The sequence below is a fragment of the Pseudomonas sp. QD4 genome (genome assembly GCF_049199125.1).
Lineage (GTDB): Bacteria > Pseudomonadota > Gammaproteobacteria > Pseudomonadales > Pseudomonadaceae > Aquipseudomonas.
This window is the reverse complement of sequence record NZ_JBLZOM010000002.1, coordinates 1,198,322-1,217,288: the sequence shown is the minus strand read 5'-3', so window position 1 is coordinate 1,217,288 and position 18,967 is coordinate 1,198,322. Positions and strand designations below refer to the sequence as shown.

Annotated in this window: 15 protein-coding genes; 4 read left to right on the top strand and 11 right to left on the bottom strand. The window is 62.6% G+C overall.

Annotated elements, in window-relative coordinates; all coding sequences use genetic code 11:
• Nucleotides 1–195: 195 nt before the first annotated feature.
• On the bottom strand, nt 196–2,727 hold the full coding sequence (locus ACOZJV_RS16555) for a PepSY domain-containing protein (RefSeq protein WP_421548053.1): 2,532 nt from the start codon (nt 2,725–2,727) through the stop codon (nt 196–198).
• 192 nt (nt 2,728–2,919) lie between these two features.
• Nucleotides 2,920–5,256, bottom strand: a complete 2,337-nt coding sequence (locus ACOZJV_RS16550) for a TonB-dependent receptor (protein ID WP_078469802.1) — start codon at nt 5,254–5,256, stop codon at nt 2,920–2,922.
• Between the two features lie 205 nt (nt 5,257–5,461).
• On the opposite strand from ACOZJV_RS16550, the gene ACOZJV_RS16545 reads away from it, so the two are divergent.
• Both ACOZJV_RS16545 and ACOZJV_RS16540 read left to right on the top strand, forming a co-directional pair.
• Nucleotides 5,462–6,142: a Fe2+-dependent dioxygenase gene (locus tag ACOZJV_RS16545; RefSeq protein WP_421548052.1), complete on the top strand. Its 681-nt coding sequence runs from the start codon at nt 5,462–5,464 to the stop codon at nt 6,140–6,142.
• Between the two features lie 3 nt (nt 6,143–6,145).
• On the top strand, nt 6,146–6,898 hold the full coding sequence (locus tag ACOZJV_RS16540) for a tetratricopeptide repeat protein (RefSeq protein WP_078469804.1): 753 nt from the start codon (nt 6,146–6,148) through the stop codon (nt 6,896–6,898).
• A gap of 140 nt (nt 6,899–7,038) precedes the next feature.
• Here the strand turns inward: ACOZJV_RS16540 and ACOZJV_RS16535 are convergent, their stop codons facing one another.
• The 5 genes from ACOZJV_RS16535 to ACOZJV_RS16515 all read right to left on the bottom strand — a co-directional run bounded on the left by ACOZJV_RS16535 (nt 7,039) and on the right by ACOZJV_RS16515 (nt 12,293).
• Nucleotides 7,039–8,202, bottom strand: a complete 1,164-nt coding sequence (locus ACOZJV_RS16535) for a type III PLP-dependent enzyme (protein ID WP_020297087.1) — start codon at nt 8,200–8,202, stop codon at nt 7,039–7,041.
• 631 nt (nt 8,203–8,833) lie between these two features.
• On the bottom strand, nt 8,834–9,991 hold the full coding sequence (locus ACOZJV_RS16530) for a betaine/proline/choline family ABC transporter ATP-binding protein (RefSeq protein ID WP_421548051.1): 1,158 nt from the start codon (nt 9,989–9,991) through the stop codon (nt 8,834–8,836).
• Nucleotides 9,988–10,641 (bottom strand): ABC transporter permease, encoded by a 654-nt coding sequence (locus ACOZJV_RS16525; RefSeq protein WP_078469806.1) that lies wholly within the window; start codon nt 10,639–10,641, stop codon nt 9,988–9,990. Before ACOZJV_RS16525 ends, ACOZJV_RS16530 begins: the two co-directional genes overlap by 4 nt.
• A 12-nt stretch (nt 10,642–10,653) precedes the next feature.
• A complete protein-coding gene (locus ACOZJV_RS16520; protein WP_201129439.1) occupies nt 10,654–11,550 on the bottom strand; it encodes a glycine betaine ABC transporter substrate-binding protein in 897 nt (298 codons plus the stop codon).
• 26 nt (nt 11,551–11,576) lie between these two features.
• On the bottom strand, nt 11,577–12,293 hold the full coding sequence (locus ACOZJV_RS16515) for an ABC transporter permease subunit (RefSeq protein ID WP_201129440.1): 717 nt from the start codon (nt 12,291–12,293) through the stop codon (nt 11,577–11,579).
• A 475-nt stretch (nt 12,294–12,768) separates the two neighbouring features.
• Here ACOZJV_RS16515 and ACOZJV_RS16510 point away from each other — a divergent pair, with 475 nt between their 5' ends.
• Complete coding sequence (locus ACOZJV_RS16510; RefSeq protein ID WP_078469809.1) at nt 12,769–14,352, top strand: peptide chain release factor 3; 1,584 nt, start codon at nt 12,769–12,771, stop codon at nt 14,350–14,352.
• Nucleotides 14,353–14,612: 260 nt separating this feature from the next.
• A complete protein-coding gene (locus ACOZJV_RS16505) occupies nt 14,613–14,876 on the top strand; it encodes a hypothetical protein (protein WP_078469810.1) in 264 nt (87 codons plus the stop codon).
• A gap of 103 nt (nt 14,877–14,979) precedes the next feature.
• Here ACOZJV_RS16505 and ACOZJV_RS16500 read toward each other — a convergent pair whose 3' ends face one another.
• The 4 genes from ACOZJV_RS16500 to ACOZJV_RS16485 are packed head-to-tail and all read right to left on the bottom strand — an operon-like array spanning nt 14,980 to nt 18,863.
• Nucleotides 14,980–15,951, bottom strand: a complete 972-nt coding sequence (locus tag ACOZJV_RS16500; protein ID WP_078469811.1) for a peptide ABC transporter ATP-binding protein — start codon at nt 15,949–15,951, stop codon at nt 14,980–14,982.
• Nucleotides 15,951–16,919: an ABC transporter ATP-binding protein gene (locus tag ACOZJV_RS16495; RefSeq protein WP_421548050.1), complete on the bottom strand. Its 969-nt coding sequence runs from the start codon at nt 16,917–16,919 to the stop codon at nt 15,951–15,953. The genes ACOZJV_RS16500 and ACOZJV_RS16495 overlap by 1 nt, the downstream gene beginning before the upstream one ends.
• Nucleotides 16,920–16,929: 10 nt before the next feature.
• Nucleotides 16,930–17,841 (bottom strand): ABC transporter permease subunit, encoded by a 912-nt coding sequence (locus ACOZJV_RS16490; protein WP_078469813.1) that lies wholly within the window; start codon nt 17,839–17,841, stop codon nt 16,930–16,932.
• Between the two features lie 11 nt (nt 17,842–17,852).
• Nucleotides 17,853–18,863 carry an ABC transporter permease subunit gene (locus tag ACOZJV_RS16485; protein WP_078469814.1) on the bottom strand — a complete coding sequence of 337 codons (1,011 nt, stop codon included), beginning with the start codon at nt 18,861–18,863 and terminating at the stop codon, nt 17,853–17,855.
• Nucleotides 18,864–18,967: the final 104 nt, after the last annotated feature.

Here is an 18,967-nt window from a genome sequence, read left to right as displayed (position 1 = left end):
GGCCCAGCGGGAGCAAGCTCCCTCGCCACAGGGGGCCAGTTGCCAAGCCAGGAGCCTAAGGACCCCGCGCTGTTTTTGTGGCGAGCGAGCTTGCTCGCGCTGGGGGGCGTAGCCGCCCCAATGGCTGCACCGCCATTCCCTCCGGTCAACGGGCACTGGCTCGCGACCGTGCTCCCTCGCCCCTGGTGCGCTCGGTCAGTACACATCCCGCCGATAGCGCCCTTGCTCGATCAGGCGCTCCACGGCTTCAGCCCCCAGTACCTCGTTGAGCACGTGGTCGACGCCTGAGGCCATGCCTTGCAGGCTGCCGCAGATGTAGATTGCGGCGCCGTCGGCCAGCCATTTTTTCAGTTCCGGCGCGGCTTCGCGCAGGCGGTCCTGGACGTAGATCTTTTGTGCCTGGTCGCGGGAGAAGGCCAGGTCGAGGCGCGCCAGGTCGCCACCGGTCAGCCACTCCTGGAGTTCGTCCTTGCAGTAGAAGTCGTGTTCGGCATTGCGCTCGCCGAAGAGCAGCCAGTTGCGTTGCTGGCCGTCGGCGATTCGTGCCTTGAGCAGGCTGCGCAAGCCGGCGAGGCCGGTGCCGTTGCCCAGCAGGATCAATGGGCAGGGTTCGGCCGGCAGGTGGAAGCCGCTGTTGCGCCGCACGCGCAGGCTGATGGCCGACCCCACGGCTGCGTGTTCGGTGAGCCAGCCGGAGCCCAGGCCCAGGCTGCCGTCGGGGTGGCGTTCCTGGCGCACCAGCAACTCCAGCACGCCGTCGCTGGCGATCGAGGCGATGGAGTATTCGCGCAGGGTCACCGGCACCAGGGCATCCACCAGGGCCTGGGCGTGCAGGCCCACCAGGTGGCTGCGGTTTTCCGTCAGTTGGCGGTTGGCCAGGGCCTGGGACAGGGTTTCCTGAAGGCCGTCGATCTGTACGGTGCTCTCGCCATCCAGGCCGAGGCCGCTCAGGAAGAATTCCACGGCCCAGGGGCTGTTGCGTGGCATCACTTCCACCAGGTCGCCCGCCAGCCAACTGCTGGCACTGGGCGCCGTCAGCCCCAGTAAGTAGACGCCGGAGCCACGGCTTTCAGGGTTGAGCAGCTCGCGCCGGGTCAGGGTCCAGTTGTCGAAGGCCGGGGCCTGCCATAGGTCCACCGGCGCTTGCCCGGTCAGTTGCCCGAGTTGTTGCTGCCAGTGGCGCAGGGCATAGCTGTCGCCGCTGTCGACTTCGATCGGGGCAAACAGGGTGCTGCCGCCGTGCTCCATCAGCCAGCCGTGCAGGCGCCGGGCGAAGCCGCAGAAGTGTTGATACTGGCGGTCGCCCAGGCCCAGCACCGCGTAGTTCAGGTGGTCCAGCGACAGTGTGCGGCCCAGTACCTTGCGTTCGAAACCGCGAGCGCTGTCCGGCGCTTCGCCGTCGCCAAAGGTGCTGACCACGAACAGGGCATTGCTCGCACCTTGCAGGTCGTGTTCGCTGATACTGGCCAGGGGCTGGACGTTCACCGGCAGCCCGGCGGCCTGCAATTGCCCGGCCGTCTGCCAGGCCAGTTGTTCGGCAAAACCGCTCTGGCTGGCAAAACCGATCAGCCACGCGGCGCTGTCGTCGCTGCTGCTGGCCAGGCCTTTGCGGGCCTCCTTGATCTGGCGTTTTTTACGTCGGCGGTCCAGGTACAGCAGCCAGCCGGTAATAAAGAACAACGGCATCAGCACCGAGGCCACGGCGAGGATGATGCGCCCGGCCAGGCCGAAATAGCTGCCGACGTGCAGGGCGTAGATGCTGGTCAGCAGTTGCGCTTTAAAGCTCTTGTCGGCGTAGCGCTCATGCAGGCTGACCGCGCCGGTGGCCGGGTCGATCTGCAACTGGTTCAGCGCGCGCTCGTGGGGCGAGGTCTTGAGCAGGTAGTAGACCGTGGCGGGTTGCCCGGCCACTGGCGGCATGCGGATGTTGTAGGCGTTGAGGTCTTTGCCGGCATTGCTGTAGAGGCTGCTCCACAGGGCGTTGTAGTCGGCCACCGGGGCTTCGCCCTTGGGCGGCGGCGCGCCACGGCCGCCTCGCTTGCGCTCGCTGTGGGGGGTGTCGGAGAGCAGTTTGTTCAGGCCGTTGCTGTACCACTCGTAGGACCACGACAAACCGGTCAGCGCCGCCAGCAGGTACACCGCCAGGCACCAGGTGCCGGCCACGGCGTGCAGGTCCCAGTTGAAGCCCCGGCCTTTCTTGGCCCAGTCCAGGGTCAGCCAGGCGCGCCAGTTGCCGACTTGGCGTGGCCAGCGCAGGTACAGGCCGGACAGGCAGAAGAAAATCAGGATCAGGGTGCAGGCACCGGTGATTTGCCGGCCGGTATCGCCCATGGCCAGGAACCGGTGCAGTTGCATCATCAGGCCGAAGAAGTCCTGGCCCACGGCGTCGCCCAGGAACTCGCCGGTGTAGGGGTTGAAGTAGCGCATCTGGCCACGGCGTTCACCCGGTGGCGGGGTGAAGAACACCCGCGCGGCATTGCCGCTGTCGGTCTCGACCCAGAGCATGGACACGGTCTTGCCTTCGGCAGCCTCGACCTTGGCCACCAGCTCGGCCGGTGGCAGCACGCCGGCAGGGCGTTTCTCGACCTGCAGCACCGAGGGGTTCATGAGCCGCAGGATTTCGTCCTGAAACGACATGCTCGCGCCAGTGATGCCCATCAGGGCCAGAACCAGACCCGCGCTGATACCGAAGAACCAGTGCAGCTGGAACAGGGTTTTCTTCAACACATCGACCTGCCTTGTTGCTCAAAAGTAAGAAACACGGCGCGCATTATGCCGTGAGTTGTCGAGAAGCATTCTTTTTTACACACAAAAACCCCACACATTGCCATGTGTGGGGTTTTTGCCTTTGGCCGAGTCTGCAGGCCAGGGAACCTGAGTGAACTCACGCCCCTGGTGCAGCCTGCGGCAGCGCCTACATCAGAAGTGAACGTTGGTGCTGAGCAGCGCGGTGCGCCCCGCCGCCTGGTTGGCGAAGTGGGTGCTGAACGCTTTGTCGTAATAGGTTTCGTTGGTCAGGTTTTGCACGTTGAGTTGCAGGTCGACGTTCTTGGTCAGCTTGTAGGCGGCCATGGCGTCGTAGCGCACGTAGGAATCGACCATGGTGGTGTTGGCCACGCTGCCGAAGACGTCGTCGACATAGAACGCACCACCGCCGACGGTCAGTTTTGGCGTCAGGCTATAGGTGGTCCATAGGCTGGCGCTGTTTTTCGGCGTGTTGGGCAGTTGGTTGCCATCGTTGGCCTTGCCCAGTGGGCCGCCGTCGATTTGTTTGCCGTCCAGGTAGCTGTAGCCGGCGAACACCTGCCATTTGTCGGTGAGCTTGCCGCTGGCCGACAGTTCCAGTCCGTCGACCCGGGTGGTACCGACGTTCTCGTAGGACGTGGTGTTGACCTGGACTCGGGCGTTTTCCTTCTCGGTGCGGAAGATGGCGGCGGTCAACGACAGGCGATCATTGAGCAGGTCCCACTTGGTGCCCAGCTCGTAGTTCTTGGTGGTTTCCGGCTCCATGTCGCTGCTGAGCACGTTACGGCTGCGGTCGGTGGTGCCGCCCAGCGGGTTGCCTTCCTGACCTTCGCCCAGGGTCGCGCCCGGCGGGGTGGCCGAGGTGGCGTAGGAGGCATAGATGCTGCCGTGCTCGGTGGGCTTCCATACCAGGCCGAACTGGCCGGTGATGAACTCGCTGGTGTCCTTGCCTTTGGCCGGCACGCCGTTGTTGACCACGGTGGCACCGGCGTTGTCGTAGGTGCGGTATTGAGTGTCGAAGTGGTCGTAGCGCAGGCCCATGTTCACCAGCCACTGCGGCGACAGTTCCAGGGTGTCGAACACATACAGCGCGCGGGTGTTGCTGGAGGTGTCGGTGCCGGCGTAGTTGCGCGAGATCGCGCCATTCCACGGGTCATCCGGGTTCGGGTTGCTCAGCGAGGTGCAGTTGTAGTTGCTGGGCAGCCCGATGCTGCCCGGGGTGCAGACACTGGGGTTGCCGGCGACCAACGGGGTGGTTTCGGTGTCGACGTTGTACGAGGATTTTTTGCTTTCCTCGTGGCTGAACTCGATGCCGGTGGCGAAGCTGTTCTTGAACCCAGCCACATAGAAGTCACCGAACAGATCGGTCTGGTTGGTGGTGGTGGCGGTGTTGCTCACCCGGGTGTTGGCCCGGCGCCATACGCTGCCGTTGTTGACGTTGCGCTGGCTGTCGTCGGGCTGAGTGAGGATGTAGTCCTGCATGCTGGTGCCGTGACGCAGGGTGTTCTTGATGGTCAGGGCGTCGCTCAGGTCGTGTTCGATGGCGAAGGTCGCGGTGTCGACCCGGCTCTTGCGGAAGTCACGATCGGTCAGGCCGTAGAAGTTGCTGCTGTCGCCCCCGGCGTAGGGTTTGTCCGGGTTGCTTTTGGTCCGCGCGTTGCCGCCCCCGGCCGGAATGGTGTACGGGATACCCGAGTCCGGCAGGTCGTCGCTTTGCAGGTGGTAGTAGTCGAGGTTGACCCGGGTATCGGTGCCCAGGCCAAAGGCCAGGGACGGGGCGATGCCCCAGCGGTCGTAGTTGACCTTGTCGCGCCCGGCGACGTTGCTTTCGTGGCTCATCAGGTTCAGGCGACCGGCGGCGCTGTCGCTGAACTGGTAGTTGCCGTCAAGGGTGTAGCGCTGGGTCTGGTCCGAGCCCCAGGTGAATCCGCCGTCGAAGCTGTTGCCCAGGTGGGCTTTCTTGCTCACCAGGTTGATGCTGCCGCCCGCGGCGCCACGTCCGCCGATGGCCGAGTTTGGGCCTTTGCTGACTTCAATCGACTCCACGGCGAAGATTTCGCGGCTCTGGGAACCGGTATCGCGCACGCCGTCCAGGTAGGTGTCGCCCTGGGCGTCGAAGCCGCGGATAAACGGACGGTCACCTTGTGGGTTGCCACCTTCGCCGGCTCCGAAGGTGATGCCGGGCACGGTGCGCAGCGCATCCTGCATGGAGAGGGCGCCGGTGTCCTTGAGAACCTGCTGGGGGATAACAGTGATCGAGCGCGGGGTGTCGATCAGCGGCGCGGTGTACTTGGGCGAGGACGCTTTTTCGACCTGATAGGAGGTGGGCTCCTGGGCTTCGCCGGTGATGGCGGTGGCGTCCAGGGAAATGGCATTGCCCGAGGTTTTCTTATTGGTGTCTTCAGCCGCCTGGGCCAGGTGGGCCGCAGAGCCGGCGCTGAGCGCCACGCCAATTGCAGAGGCAAGCAGACGCGGTGAACTGACAGCAGAAAGTGGTAGTTGGCGTGACATTTTATTCCCCTCCCCAAGGATTTGAGGCCGCGGAATATAGGAGAAACAAGTATCTGTATCAATTGCGAAATGTTTCCATTCGCACTAAATTTACATTCTTTACAATTTACCTTTACGGTTTTTACGAACTCATCCGTCATGCCGGTTTTACAGCGTCAATAAGAATCAATATCATCGCTGATCCTCGACCTTCAGGTACCTCGCCATGTTGCTGCACATTCCCGGCTTGTTCACTCGCGAAGAAGTGCTGCGCATTCGCCAGGCCCTGGAGCAGGCCGATTGGGCCGACGGCAAGGTCACCGCCGGTTACCAGTCGGCCAAGGCCAAGCACAACCTGCAACTGCCCGAAGGCCACCCCCTGGCCAAGGAGATCGGTGCGGCGATGCTCGAGCGGCTGTGGAGCAACCCGCTGTTCATGTCGGCGGCGCTGCCGCACAAGGTGTTCCCGCCGTTGCTCAACTGCTACAGCGCCGGTGGCAGTTTCGATTTTCATATCGACAACGCGGTGCGCCAGCCCAAGGGCAGCCCCGAGCGGGTGCGCACCGACCTGTCATCGACCCTGTTTTTCAGCGACCCCGAGGATTACGACGGCGGTGAACTGGTGATCCAGGACACCTTTGGCACCCAGCAGGTGAAGCTGCCGGCCGGCGATATGGTGCTGTACCCCGGCACCAGCCTGCACAAGGTCAACCCGGTGACCCGGGGTGCCCGCTATGCCTCATTCTTCTGGACCCAGAGCCTGGTGCGTGAAGACAGTCAGCGTGCGCTGCTGTTCGAGATGGACGGGGCGATCCAGGCGCTGACCCGGGACGTGCCCGATCATCCGTCGCTGATTCGCTTGACCGGTACGTATCACAACCTGTTGCGGCGCTGGGTCGAGGTGTAGGCCGTGAGTTATCAACTGCGGCGCGAGGAAGTCCTCGACGGCGAGCAACTGCGCGCCATGCTCGACCACAGCCCGGCCCGCGCGGCCCAGGCAGTGCTGATCGCGGCCAAGGCCGAGGTGCTCGACGCCCAGGCGTTGCTCGGGCAGATCCTGCTCGACGGCTTGGGCATCGAGCAGGATCAGGCGCTTGCCGTACGCTGGTTTGAAATCGCGGCCCGGCGTGGGCACCTGATGGCGCGCAATATGCTCGGGCGTTGCGCGGAGCATGGCTGGGGCTGTACTGCCGACCTGTTGGCGGCTGCCGGCCATTATCGCCAGGCGGCCGATGCCGGGCTGGATTGGGGCTTGTACAACTACGCCAACCTGCTGGCCACTGGGCGCGGCGTGCCGCAGGACCAGGCGCAGGCCTTGGCTTGTTATCGCCGGGCCGCGGCGTTGGGGCATGCCAAATCCATGAACCTGCTGGGACGGTACCTGGAAGAGGGGATTGTCTGCCCGGCCGACCCGGAACTGGCCCGAGACTGGTACCGCCGCTCGGCCGAGGGCGGCGATTTTCGCGGGCAGTTCAGCTACGCGGCGGTGCTGGCCGACGCCGGTCGTATCGACGATGCTCTGCATTGGCTGCGCCAGGCCCTGGCGGGTGGCAACCTGAAATTCCTCAGCGTCGCCCACCGCGCCCTGCTCAGCGCCACCCACCCGCAAATCCGCGCCCTGGCCACCGAATACCAACAGCGCGCCGCCCAGCTAAGCCCGTAGCCGCTGCCGAGGCACGAGGCTGCGCTGGCCTGGTTAGGCGCTGAAGATCAGGCGTCGGCAAAAGCGACAGACGAAAAAAAGCCCATGTCGATGCATGGGCTCCTCTCTTGCAGCTTGTCGCTTACAGCTTGCTACTGCTCTTAAACATAAAACGATTTCAGCGGCGGGAAGCCATTGAATTCCACCGCGCTGTAGCTGGTGGTGTAGGCGCCGGTGGACAGCCAGTACAGGCGATCGCCGATGGCCAGGTTCAGGGGCAGGCCGTACTTGTAGTTCTCGTACATGATGTCGGCGCTGTCGCAGGTCGGGCCGGCGATGACCACTTCTTCCATCTCGCCTTTCTTCTCGGTCCAGATCGGGAACTTGATGGCTTCGTCCATGGTTTCAATCAGGCCGGAGAACTTGCCCACATCCGTGTACACCCAGCGCTCGACGGCGGTACGGGATTTACGCGCCACCAATACCACTTCACTGACCAGGATCCCGGCGTTGGCGATCAACGAACGGCCTGGCTCGAGGATGATTTCCGGCAGTTCGTCACCGAAGTCTTCCTTGAGGAAACGGATGATTTCTTCAGCGTAGGTTTCCAGGCTGTTGGTGCGGGTGATGTAGTTGGCCGGGAAGCCACCGCCCATGTTGATCAGCTTGAGGTGGATACCGTCTTCTTCCTTCAGGCGCTCGAAGATCACTTTGACCTTGGCGATCGCCGCGTCCCAGACGCTGATATCACGCTGTTGCGAACCCACGTGGAACGAGATGCCGTAAGGCACCAGGCCCAAGTCACGGGCCAGGATCAGCAGGTCCATGGCCATGTCGGTCTGGCAGCCGAATTTGCGCGACAGGGGCCAGTCAGCCGTGGTCGAGCCTTCGGTCAGGATCCGCACATAGATTTTCGAGCCCGGCGCGGCCTTGGCGATGTTGCGCAGGTCGGCTTCGGAGTCGGTGGAGAACAGACGCACGCCTTTCTCGTAGAAATAGCGGATGTCCTTGGATTTCTTGATGGTGTTGCCGTAGCTGATACGGTCGGCGCTGACGCCACGGTCCATGACCTTGTCCAGCTCGTAGATCGAGGCGATGTCGAAGCTCGAGCCCTTGTCCTTGAGCAGGTCAATGATCTCGACGGCCGGGTTGGCCTTGACCGCGTAATACACCTTGGCGAATTCGAAACCGGCGCGCAGGTCATCGTAGGCCTGGCTGATCATCGCGGTGTCGATCACCACGAACGGGGTTTCTTGCTTGTCGGCGAACGCCTTCATTTTGTCAAAAGTGGCGCGCGCGAAATAGTCTTCGACGTTGATCGACATGCTGGGAACTCCTACTGGCAAACTAAATTGATCAATGGGTGCAAATGAACGTCCTCCGTATCCCCACTTTGGTTCGCCTACTTCCCAAGGCATGTCGCCGAAAGCAAAAAGGCCATGGGGCGCTGCCCTTGGCCTTGCTGTCTCGTCGTCAGTACTTGAGCCGGATGGATCGTTTCCAGCATGGACGTTCGGCGCGAACTTTAGGGCGTGAGGGGCCTGAGATCAACTAAAAATGTCGCGTTTTTGCACGCGTCTGACATGCGTAATCGATATCACTCTTTGTAGCCGACCGAGATGACGGACAGATGTTCCCCAGGATTTTTCCAGTGTTAAAAATACCTGCACGTTCGAAGCTTTTGTGCGCTAAGTCGCAGGCAAGTGTGATGGCGTCAACATCGGCGACGTTGGCGGCGAGAGGATGGCGTGAGGCGTATTTTGGCTGTTTTGCACAGTACGGTCGGTCTGTTTTTACGGGTGGCGCTGTTGATATTTTTTTCCGGCTGCGAGTGCCGATGAAGTTGCACGAGGCCTATGGCAGAGGGCTTGTTCGCGAAGGCATTTTTACAGTCACATCATTGCTGAGTGACATTTCGCTTTCGCGAGCAAGCCTGCTCCCACCGTTTTTGTATTTTTACGCGACTACAGCCTCAGCCGGCGAGACGATATTGGTCTTCATCCCGCGTGATCGCCCCGAACTCAGATAAGCGGCAATCGACTCCTGGGTCACTTCACCCAGGAACACGCGATCAGCGTCCATCACCGGCAACCACGAACGGTTGAACTCGTACATCCGCGACAACAGGATGCGCAGGTGTTCGTCATAGGCTGCGGTGGCGTTGAACTCGCGCAGGTATTGGGCACAGGTGCCGGTCTGGCGGTGCAGGTCGCGGCGACGCACGTAACCCATGGCTTTGTTCTCGCCGTCGGTCACCACCACGTAGCGGCGGTCGTGTTCGTCCATCAGCTCCAGGGCATCGGCCACCGGGGTTTCCGGGCTGACTGACGGCGCGTTGTCCGCCGCGTCCTCGGCCTTGACCAGCAGCAGGCGCTTGAGGGTGCTGTCCTGGCCAACGAAGTTGCTCACGAACTCGTCCGCCGGGTGCGCCAGCAAGGTGTCCGGATGGTCGATCTGCAGCAGCTTGCCGGCACGGAAGATCGCAATCTTGTCCCCCAGCTTGATCGCTTCGTCGATGTCGTGGCTGACCATGATCACGGTCTTGTTCAGCGCGCGCTGCATCTCGAAGAACTCGTTCTGGATCATCTCGCGGTTGATCGGGTCGACCGCGCCGAACGGCTCGTCCATCAACAGCAGCGGCGCATCGGCGGCCAGGGCGCGGATCACGCCGATCCGTTGCTGCTGGCCACCCGAGAGTTCACGCGGGTAGCGGTGCAGGTATTGCTTGGGTTCGAGCTTGATCATGCTCATCAGCTCGCGGGCGCGGTCGTGGCATTTCTGCTTGTCCCAGCCCAGCAGCTTGGGCACGACCACGATGTTTTCTTCGATGGTCATGTTGGGGAACAGGCCGATCTGCTGGATCACGTAGCCGATGTTGCGACGCAGGGTTACTTCATCCAGGTCGGTGGTGTCTTCGCCGTTGATCAGGATCTTGCCCGAGGTCGGCTTGATCAGGCGGTTGATCATTTTCAGCGTGGTGCTTTTACCGCAGCCCGACGGGCCGAGGAATACGCAAATTTCGCCTTCGTTGACGGTCAGGCTCACGGAATCAACGGCGGTGATGGTCTTGCCGTTGCTTTGGAAGGTCTTGGTCAGGCTTTGAAGTTCGATCATTTGAGCAGTCCTTTTGGAGTCAGCGTGCGTTGCAGCCATTGCAGGAGCAGGTCGGCAAAGATGGCCAGGAGACTGACCAGCACGGCGCCGACGATCAGCATCGACATATCGCTGCGGCTGATGGAAGCCAGAATAAGTACACCCAGGCCGCCGGCGCCGATGGTGGCGGCGATGGTCATCACGCCGATGTTCATCACCACGGCGGTGCGCACCCCGGCGAGGATCACCGGTACGGCGATGGGCAGTTCGACCATGCGCAGGCGCTGGCCGAAGGTCATGCCAATGCCCTTGGCCGCCTCGCGGATGCCGGGCTCGACCCCGGTCAGGGCCAGGTAGGTGTTACGCATGATGGGCAGCAGGGAGTAGAGGAACACCGCGGTGATCGCCGGCATCGGTCCCAGGCCCTGGCCGAACTTGGAGTAGAACGGCAGCAGCAGGCCGAACAGGGCGATGGACGGCACCGTCAGCAACACCGTGGCGCTGGCTTGCAGCGGGCCGGCCAGGGTCGGGAAGCGGGTCATCAGCACGCCCAGTGGCACGCCGACCACGATGGCCAGGATCACGGCGATGCCCACCAGGGTGATGTGCTGCCAGGTCAGGTGCAGCACCTGTGTCCAGTCAAGATGGGAAAAGGCGTTCAGAAATTCCATGTCTTCTCCTCTTTATTGGGTGATCGGGTGTTGGCGCAGGAAATCTGCGGCCACGGCGGACGGGCTTTCATGGTCGACGTCGACCCGCGCATTCAGCTGGCGCATGGTTTCGTCGTCGAACAGGGCGGCCAGCGGCTTGAGCTCCGCGGCCAGTTGCGGGTGGGCGTCGAGATAGACCTGACGCACCACCGGCGCTGCGGTGTAGTCGGGGAAGTAATGCTTGTCGTCTTCCAGCAGCTTCAGCTTGAACGCGTTGAGGCGCCCGTCGGTGGTGTAGACCAGACCGGCAAACACCTGGCCATTGCGCAGGGCGGTGTAGACCAGGCCGGCGTCCATCTGCCGGGTGTTTTTGCGGGTCAGGTTCATCTCGTACAGCTTGACCATGCCGGCCATGCCGTCGGAGCGGTTGGCGAACTCGGTGTCCAGGGCCACCAGGCGGTTTTCCTTGGTCTTCTCGGCCAGCGCAGCGGTCAGGTCGCTGATGCTGTTGATCTGCGGGAATTCCTTGGCCACGTTCTCTGGCAGCGCCAGGGCGTAGGTGTTGCTGAATTTCGACGGAGAAAGCCAGACCAGGCCTTTTTTCGCATCGAGTTCCTTGACCCGGGCGTAGGACTGTTCGCTGTCGAGTTTCTCGTCGACGTGGTTGTAGGCCACCAGCGACACGCCGGTGTATTCCCAGATCAGGTCCAGCTGGCCACTTTCCTGGGCACTGCGCGCCAGGTTGCTGCCCAGACCGCCGGTAACACGGGTGTCATAACCCTTGGTGCGCAGGTACTGCGAGGTGATTTCCGCGAGCAGCGTCTGCTCGGTGAAGACCCGGGCGCCGATGCGGATCACCGGCTTTTCAGCCGCTTGGGCGACGCCTGCGAACAGCAGGACGCAGCCCAGTATCAAACTTAGCTTTTTCATAAGGATTCCTTTGCTCGGCCTGGCGATTAAGACGGGCGCAGACCGCGTTCCAGCCAGAGGCGGCTGGCCATGGTCACGATGCCGTCAAGCAGCAGTGCCAGCAGTGCGGTACAGGCCGCTCCCAGTAGCAGTTGCGGCTGATTGTTCAGGGCGATCCCCGGGAAAATCAGGCTGCCCAGGCTGTTGGCGCCAATCAGGAAGGCCAGCGGCGCGGTACCGACGTTGATCGCCAGGGCCACGCGCACGCCGCCGATGATGATCGGCACGGCATTGGGCAATTCGACTTTCCACAGCACTTGGCCCGGGGTCATGCCGATGCCGACGGCGGCTTCCTTGAGCGAGCCCTGGACGTTTTTCAGGCCTTCGTAGGTGTTGCGCACGATCGGCAGCAGGGAGGCGAGGAACAGGGCAAAGATAGCGGGGCCGCTGCCGATGCCGAGAATCCCCAGGGCGATGGCCAGTACGGCCAGAGGAGGGACGGTGTTGCCGATGTTGAAGATCTGCATGAAGCGTTCAGCGCGTCCCACCATGTGCGGGCGGCTGAGGTAAATGCCGGCCGGGATGCCTACCACCAGGGCAGCGAGCATCGACACCAGGACCAGAATCAAATGAGCTTGCAGGTAGAACAACAAATCGTCGCGGTACATTTCGATGGTATTGATGCCGATCCAGTGGACCAGCAGGGCCAGGAGAGCGACGACAACCGCTCCTCCTATCAGCCCTTTGCCATAGCGAATAGCCACAGGCGGACTCCTTTATGTCAGTCGGCGCACACATTTCCGGGCGGCATTGCCATTCCTGGCTGCCGGTGAATGTGGTCGCGAAAAGCAGCTCGCCAATGCCGGCAAAACGGCATGAGGTCGAGCCATGAGCGCAGCCTCGTCAGGCTAACTTGCTGATATTTCAGCCCCTGATGAAAGCGTGTAGCAGGGGAGTGGACGTCTGCACCTTTTAAAAGGTTCCATAGTTGACAGCATTTAGCCATCGCCAATTGCCCAACGGTCCCCGCCCAAACCCTCTCTTGTAGCCGCTGCCTCCGGCTGCGCTGTCCCTCGAAACCGCCTCCACTGCCTCGAATGTATGTTGGCGTCTGGTCCGGACAGTGCAGCCTGCGGCCGCGGCTACAGGGGCGTCGACGGCAGGCCGAGCGGTGGCCTGGAAGGCTTGCTTTACGCTATACTCGCCGCCCTTTTTTGAATCACCGCCAGGCGATTTCCCATGACCAAACAGGCCGCCGAAGTCGCGAAACGCCGCACTTTCGCCATTATTTCCCACCCGGATGCGGGTAAAACCACCATCACCGAGAAGCTGTTGCTGATGGGCAAGGCGATTGCGGTCGCCGGTACCGTGAAGTCGCGTAAGTCCGACCGTCATGCCACTTCCGACTGGATGGAGATGGAGAAACAGCGCGGGATTTCCATCACGACCTCGGTCATGCAGTTCCCTTATCGCGAACACATGATCAACCTGCTCGACACCCCGGGCCACGAAGACTTCTCGGAAGACACCTACCGCACCCTGACCGCGGTCGACTCGGCGCTGATGGTGCTCGACGGCGGTAAGGGCGTAGAGCCACGGACCATCGCCCTGATGGACGTCTGCCGCCTGCGCGATACGCCGATCGTCAGCTTTATCAACAAACTCGACCGCGACATCCGCGACCCGATCGAGCTGCTCGATGAAATCGAAGCAGTCCTGAAGATCAAGGCCGCGCCGATCACCTGGCCGATTGGTTGCTACCGCGACTTCAAGGGTGTGTACCACCTGGCCGACGACTACATCATTGTCTACACCGCTGGCCACGGCCACGAACGCACCGAAGTGAAAATCATCGAGAAGCTCGATTCCGATGAAGCACGGGCTCACCTGGGCGACGAGTACGACCGTTTCGTCGAGCAGTTGGAGCTGGTGCAGGGCGCTTGCCACGAATTCAACCAGCAGGAATTCCTCGACGGCCAGTTGACCCCGGTGTTCTTCGGTACGGCCCTGGGTAACTTCGGGGTCGATCACGTGCTCGACGCCGTGGTCGATTGGGCTCCCAAGCCTCTGGCCCGGGTCGCCAACGAGCGCACCGTGGAACCGGTTGAAGAGAAATTTGCCGGCTTCGTGTTCAAGATCCAGGCGAACATGGACCCGAAACACCGCGACCGTATCGCCTTTATGCGTATCTGCTCCGGCAAGTACGAGAAAGGCATGAAGATGCGCCATGTGCGTACCGGCAAGGACGTGCGCATCGGCGACGCCCTGACCTTCTTCTCCTCCGAGCGTGAGCAACTGGAAGAAGCCTTCGCTGGCGACATCATCGGCCTGCACAACCACGGCACGATCCAGATCGGCGACACCTTTACCGAAGGCGAGGCCTTGGGTTTCACCGGTATCCCGCACTTCGCCCCGGAACTGTTCCGTCGCGTGCGCCTGAAGGATCCGCTCAAGTCCAAGCAACTGCGCCAGGGCCTGCAACAGCTGGCCGAAGAGGGCGCGACCCAGGTGTTCTTCCCGGAGCGCAGCAACGACATCATCCTCGGCGCCGTCGGTGTGCTGCAGTTCGATGTGGTCGCCAGCCGCCTGAAAGAGGAATACAAGGTCGAGTGCTCCTACGAGCCGATCACCGTGTACTCCGCGCGCTGGATCGAGTGCAGCGACAAGAAGAAGCTGGAGGAATTCTCCAACAAGGCCGTGGAAAACCTGGCCATCGATGGCGGCGGTCACCTGACCTACCTGGCCCCGACCCGGGTCAACCTGGCACTGATGGAAGAGCGCTGGCCGGACGTGAAATTCCGCGCCACCCGCGAACACCACTAACACTGCCGCACCCCAAAGCCCCGCTGTTGACCCAGCGGGGCTTTTTCATGGGTGACGGATTGGTGGGAGTGGCGCCAGGTCGGCGTACATAACCACTGGCTGTAGGGCCTAGTCGAAAGCAATCTACCCATGTGGCGGCTTCCGGGTGGCTCATCTGGAAAACCCCATCCATCACGACTAGTTTCACAGCAGTGCTACAGGCCCGAAGACTCAAGGCCTGTGGCCATCAATGGTGCACCTACGAACGGATGGGATCGGTCATGAGCGTCTTTCAACGCGTGGTGTTGTTGATCAAAGTGCTGGTGCTGTTATCGGTGGGGACTTCGGCGGCCTGGGCCCATGCCGGAGTGCAGCAGGAACCTGGCGCGTGGGCGGCAAAAAGCCCCCATGGCAGTGCGCTGATGCTGGCCAAGTCCGACTCGGAAGCCGGGGATCAGGGGCAGGGCGGGAGCAAGGGCGATGATGATTCGACCACCGACGACCCGGATCCTGACAGCGATGATGACGGCGATAACGACAGCTGACAGATAGACGCCTCCCTGGCTGCGGGTGCTATGCACCCATGCCCTGGGAGGTTTGAGCGAAACCGGCGCCCCCGGATTGATTCCGGGGGCGTTTTTTTGTGGCTCAGCCGAGAAACTGTTCGGCGTAGTGGCAGGCGACCTGGCGGTTGTCGAGGAGGCGCAAGGCCGGCTCTTCAGTGCTGCACAGTTCAGTGGCGTAAGGGCAGCGTTTGTGGAAGGCGCAGCCGGAGGGCGGGTTCAGCGGGTTGGGCAACTCGCCGACGATCTTGATTTTCGGTTTGTCCGGATCCGGGTGAATGGTCGGCGTGGCCGAGAGCAGGGCCTGGGTGTAGGGGTGCAGGGGCCTGCTGTAGATCTCCTCCTTGGGACCCATTTCCACCGGCCGGCCGAGGTACATCACCATGACCTGGTCGGCGACGTGCCGCACCACCGCCAGGTTGTGGGAGATAAACACGTAGGCGGTGTTGAACTCCTGCTGCAGGTCCATGAACAGGTTGAGCACCTGGGCCTGGATCGATACGTCGAGGGCCGAGGTCGGTTCGTCCGCCACCAGCACCTTGGGTTGCAGCATCATGGCTCGGGCCAGAGCGATGCGCTGGCGCTGGCCGCCGGAAAACATATGGGGGTAGCGCTGGTAATGCTCGGGGCGCAGCCCGACCTGTTTCATCATCGCCTGGACTTTTTCGCGGCGCTCGGCGGCAGACAGCTTGGTGTTGATCAGTAGCGGTTCGGCCAGTTGGTCACCGACCTTCTGCCGTGGATTGAGCGATGCGTACGGGCTCTGGAACACCATCTGCACGTCTTTGCGCAATTGCTTGCGCTGCGCCTTGTCGGCCCCGGCCACTTCCTGCCCGGCGATTTTCAACGAGCCGGAGGAGGGCTCTTCGATCAGGGTCAGGGCGCGGGCCAGGGTCGACTTACCGCAGCCGGACTCGCCCACCACGGCCAGGGTCTTGCCGGCTTCGAGTTCGAACGACACCCCATTGAGCGCGCGCACCAGGGCGGTGCCCTTGAACAGGCCACGGGACACTTCGTAGTGACGGGTCAGGTCGCGGGCGGTAAGAACGACGGCCATTACGCCACCTCCTGATTCAGCGGGTAGAAGCAACGGGCGAGGCTGGCGGCTTTCGGGTCCAGGCCCGGGCGTTGCTGCCGGCAGTGGTCCTGCACGTACGGGCAGCGCGGCGACAGCAGGCAGCCCTGGGGCCGGTCATACCGCCCGGGGACAATGCCCGGCAGGGTCGAGAGACGCGCCGCGCCCATGCTGTGTTCGGGAATCGCCGCCAGCAACGCTTCGCTGTAGGGGTGAGCGGGAATGTCGAACAGCTCCGGCACCTGGCCGACTTCCACCGCCTGGCCGGCGTACATCACGCACACCCGCTGGGCGGTTTCGGCCACCACCGCGAGGTCGTGGGTGATCAGCACCAGGCCCATGTTCTGTTCCCGTTGCAGGTTGAGCAGCAGGTCCATGATCTGCGCCTGAATGGTCACGTCCAGGGCCGTGGTCGGCTCGTCGGCAATCAGCAGCTTGGGCTCGCCGGCAATGGCCATGGCGATTGCCACGCGCTGGCTCATGCCGCCAGACAGTTGATGGGGGTAGGCGTTCATGCGGCTGGCGGCGCCGGGGATTTCGACTTTTTCCAGCAGCTCGATGGCACGCTTGCGGGCCGCCTTGCTCGACATTTTCAGGTGCAGGCGCAGCACTTCCTCGATCTGGAAGCCCACGGTGTAGCTCGGGTTCAGCGCGGTCATCGGGTCCTGGAAGACCATGGCCAGGTCCTTGCCGACTATCTGTCGGCGTTGCCGCGCGCTGAGCTTGAGCATGTCCTTGCCGTCGAAGTGCAAGGCGTCGGCGGTGACGATGCCCGGGTGCTCGATCAGCCCCATCAGCGCCATCATGGTCACCGACTTTCCGGAGCCCGATTCGCCGACGATGGCCAGGACTTCGCCCTTGTCCACGCTCAGGTCGAGGCCATCGACCACGGGGACGGCCTTGGCGTCGCCGAAGCGCACGTTGAGATTCTTGATTTCTAGCAGTGACATGGGAATCTCCTCAGGCGGCGTTTTTGAGTTTCGGGTCCAGCGCATCGCGCAGGCCGTCGCCCATCAGGTTGATTGCCAGCACGCTGAGCAAAATGGTCAGGCCGGGCAGGCTGACGACCCACCAGGCGCGCTCGATATAGTCGCGGGCCGAGGCCAGCATGGTGCCCCACTCCGGGGTCGGCGGCTGTACGCCGAGGCCGAGGAAGCCCAGGGCGGCGGCATCGAGAATCGCCGAGGAAAAGCTCAGGGTCGCCTGCACGATCAGCGGTGCCATGCAATTAGGCAGCACGGTGATGAACATCAGGCGCGGCAGGCCGGCACCGGCCAGGCGCGCGGCGGTCACGTAGTCGCGGTTCAATTCGCCCATCACTGCGGCGCGGGTCAGGCGCACATAAGACGGCAAGGACACGATGGCGATGGCGATCACGGTGTTGATCAGGCCAGGGCCGAGGATGGCGACAATCGCCACCGCCAGCAGCAGCGAAGGCAGGGCCAGCATGATGTCCATCAGACGCATGATGGTCGGGCCCAGCAGGCGCGGGAAGAACCCGGCAAACAGGCCCAGCATCACCCCCGGGATCAGCGACATGACCACCGACGACAAGCCGATGATCAGCGACAGCCGCGACCCCTGGATCAGCCGTGACAGCAGGTCACGCCCCAGTTCGTCAGTGCCCAGCAGGAACTGCAGTTGTCCGCCTTCGAGCCAGGCCGGCGGGGTCAGCAGGAAGTCGCGGTATTGCTCGCTGGGGTTATGGGGCGCGACCCAGGGGGCGAAGATTGCACAAAAAATGATCAGCAGCATGAACAGCAGCCCGGCCACGGCGCCTTTGTTGCGCGAGAAAGCGTGCCAGAACTCTTTGTACGGGGAGGGGTAGAGCAGGCTTTGATCGACTGCTACCGAGGAGGTTGGAGTGCTCATAGGTCTTGATCTCAGCGCTGGTGGCGGATGCGTGGGTTGGCAAAGCCGTAGAGGATATCCACCACGAAGTTGACCAGAATCACCAGGCAGGCAATTAACAGGATGCCGTTTTGCACCACGGGGTAATCCCGGGCGCCGATGGCTTCGATCAGCCACTTGCCGACCCCGGGCCAGGAGAAGATGGTCTCGGTCAGGACCGCGCCGGCCAGCAGTGTGCCGACTTGCAGGCCGACCACCGTCAGCACCGGAATCAGCGCGTTGCGCAGGCCGTGGACAAACACCACCCGTGCTGGCGACAGGCCTTTGGCCCGGGCCGTGCGAATGTAGTCTTCGCGCAGCACTTCGAGCATCGAGGAGCGGGTCATCCGCGCGATCACCGCCAGGGGAATGGTGCCGAGCACGATGGCCGGCAGGATCAGGTGATGCAGGGCGTCGAAGAAGGCCCCCGTGTCATCGGCCAGCAGCGTGTCGATCAGCATGAAGCCGGTTTTCGGCTCGATGTCGTAGAGCAGGTCGATGCGCCCGGAAACCGGGGTCCAGCCCAGGCTGACCGAGAAGAACATGATCAGGATCAGGCCCCACCAGAAGATCGGCATCGAGTACCCGGCCAGGGAGATGCCCATGACCCCATGGTCGAACAGGGACCCTCGTTTCAAGGCCGCGATCACCCCGGCCAGCAGGCCGAGGATGCCGGCGAACAGCAGGGCGGCCATGGACAGCTCCAGGGTCGCCGGGAACAGCGAGGTGAACTCGGTCCAGACACTGGTGCGGGTGCGCAGGGACTCGCCCAGGTCGCCATGGGCCAGCTTGCCGATGTAGTCCAGGTACTGGGCGTACAGCGGTTTGTTCAAGCCAAGGCGCTCCATTGCCTGGGCATGCATCTCGGGGTCGACCCGGCGTTCGCCCATCATGACTTCCACGGGGTCGCCGGGAATCATGCGAATCAGGGCAAACGTCAGCAAGGTGATGCCGAAGAAGGTGGGGATCAACAACCCCACACGGCGGGCGATAAAACTAAACATCTTCTGGAGTACCTCATCAGCCGGTTAGGCGTGCCCGGCCTCCTTGGGGTCAAGGGGGCCAGGCGTTTCTTAGAACCTGGTCACGATCTGCTGCGCTGGGCTCA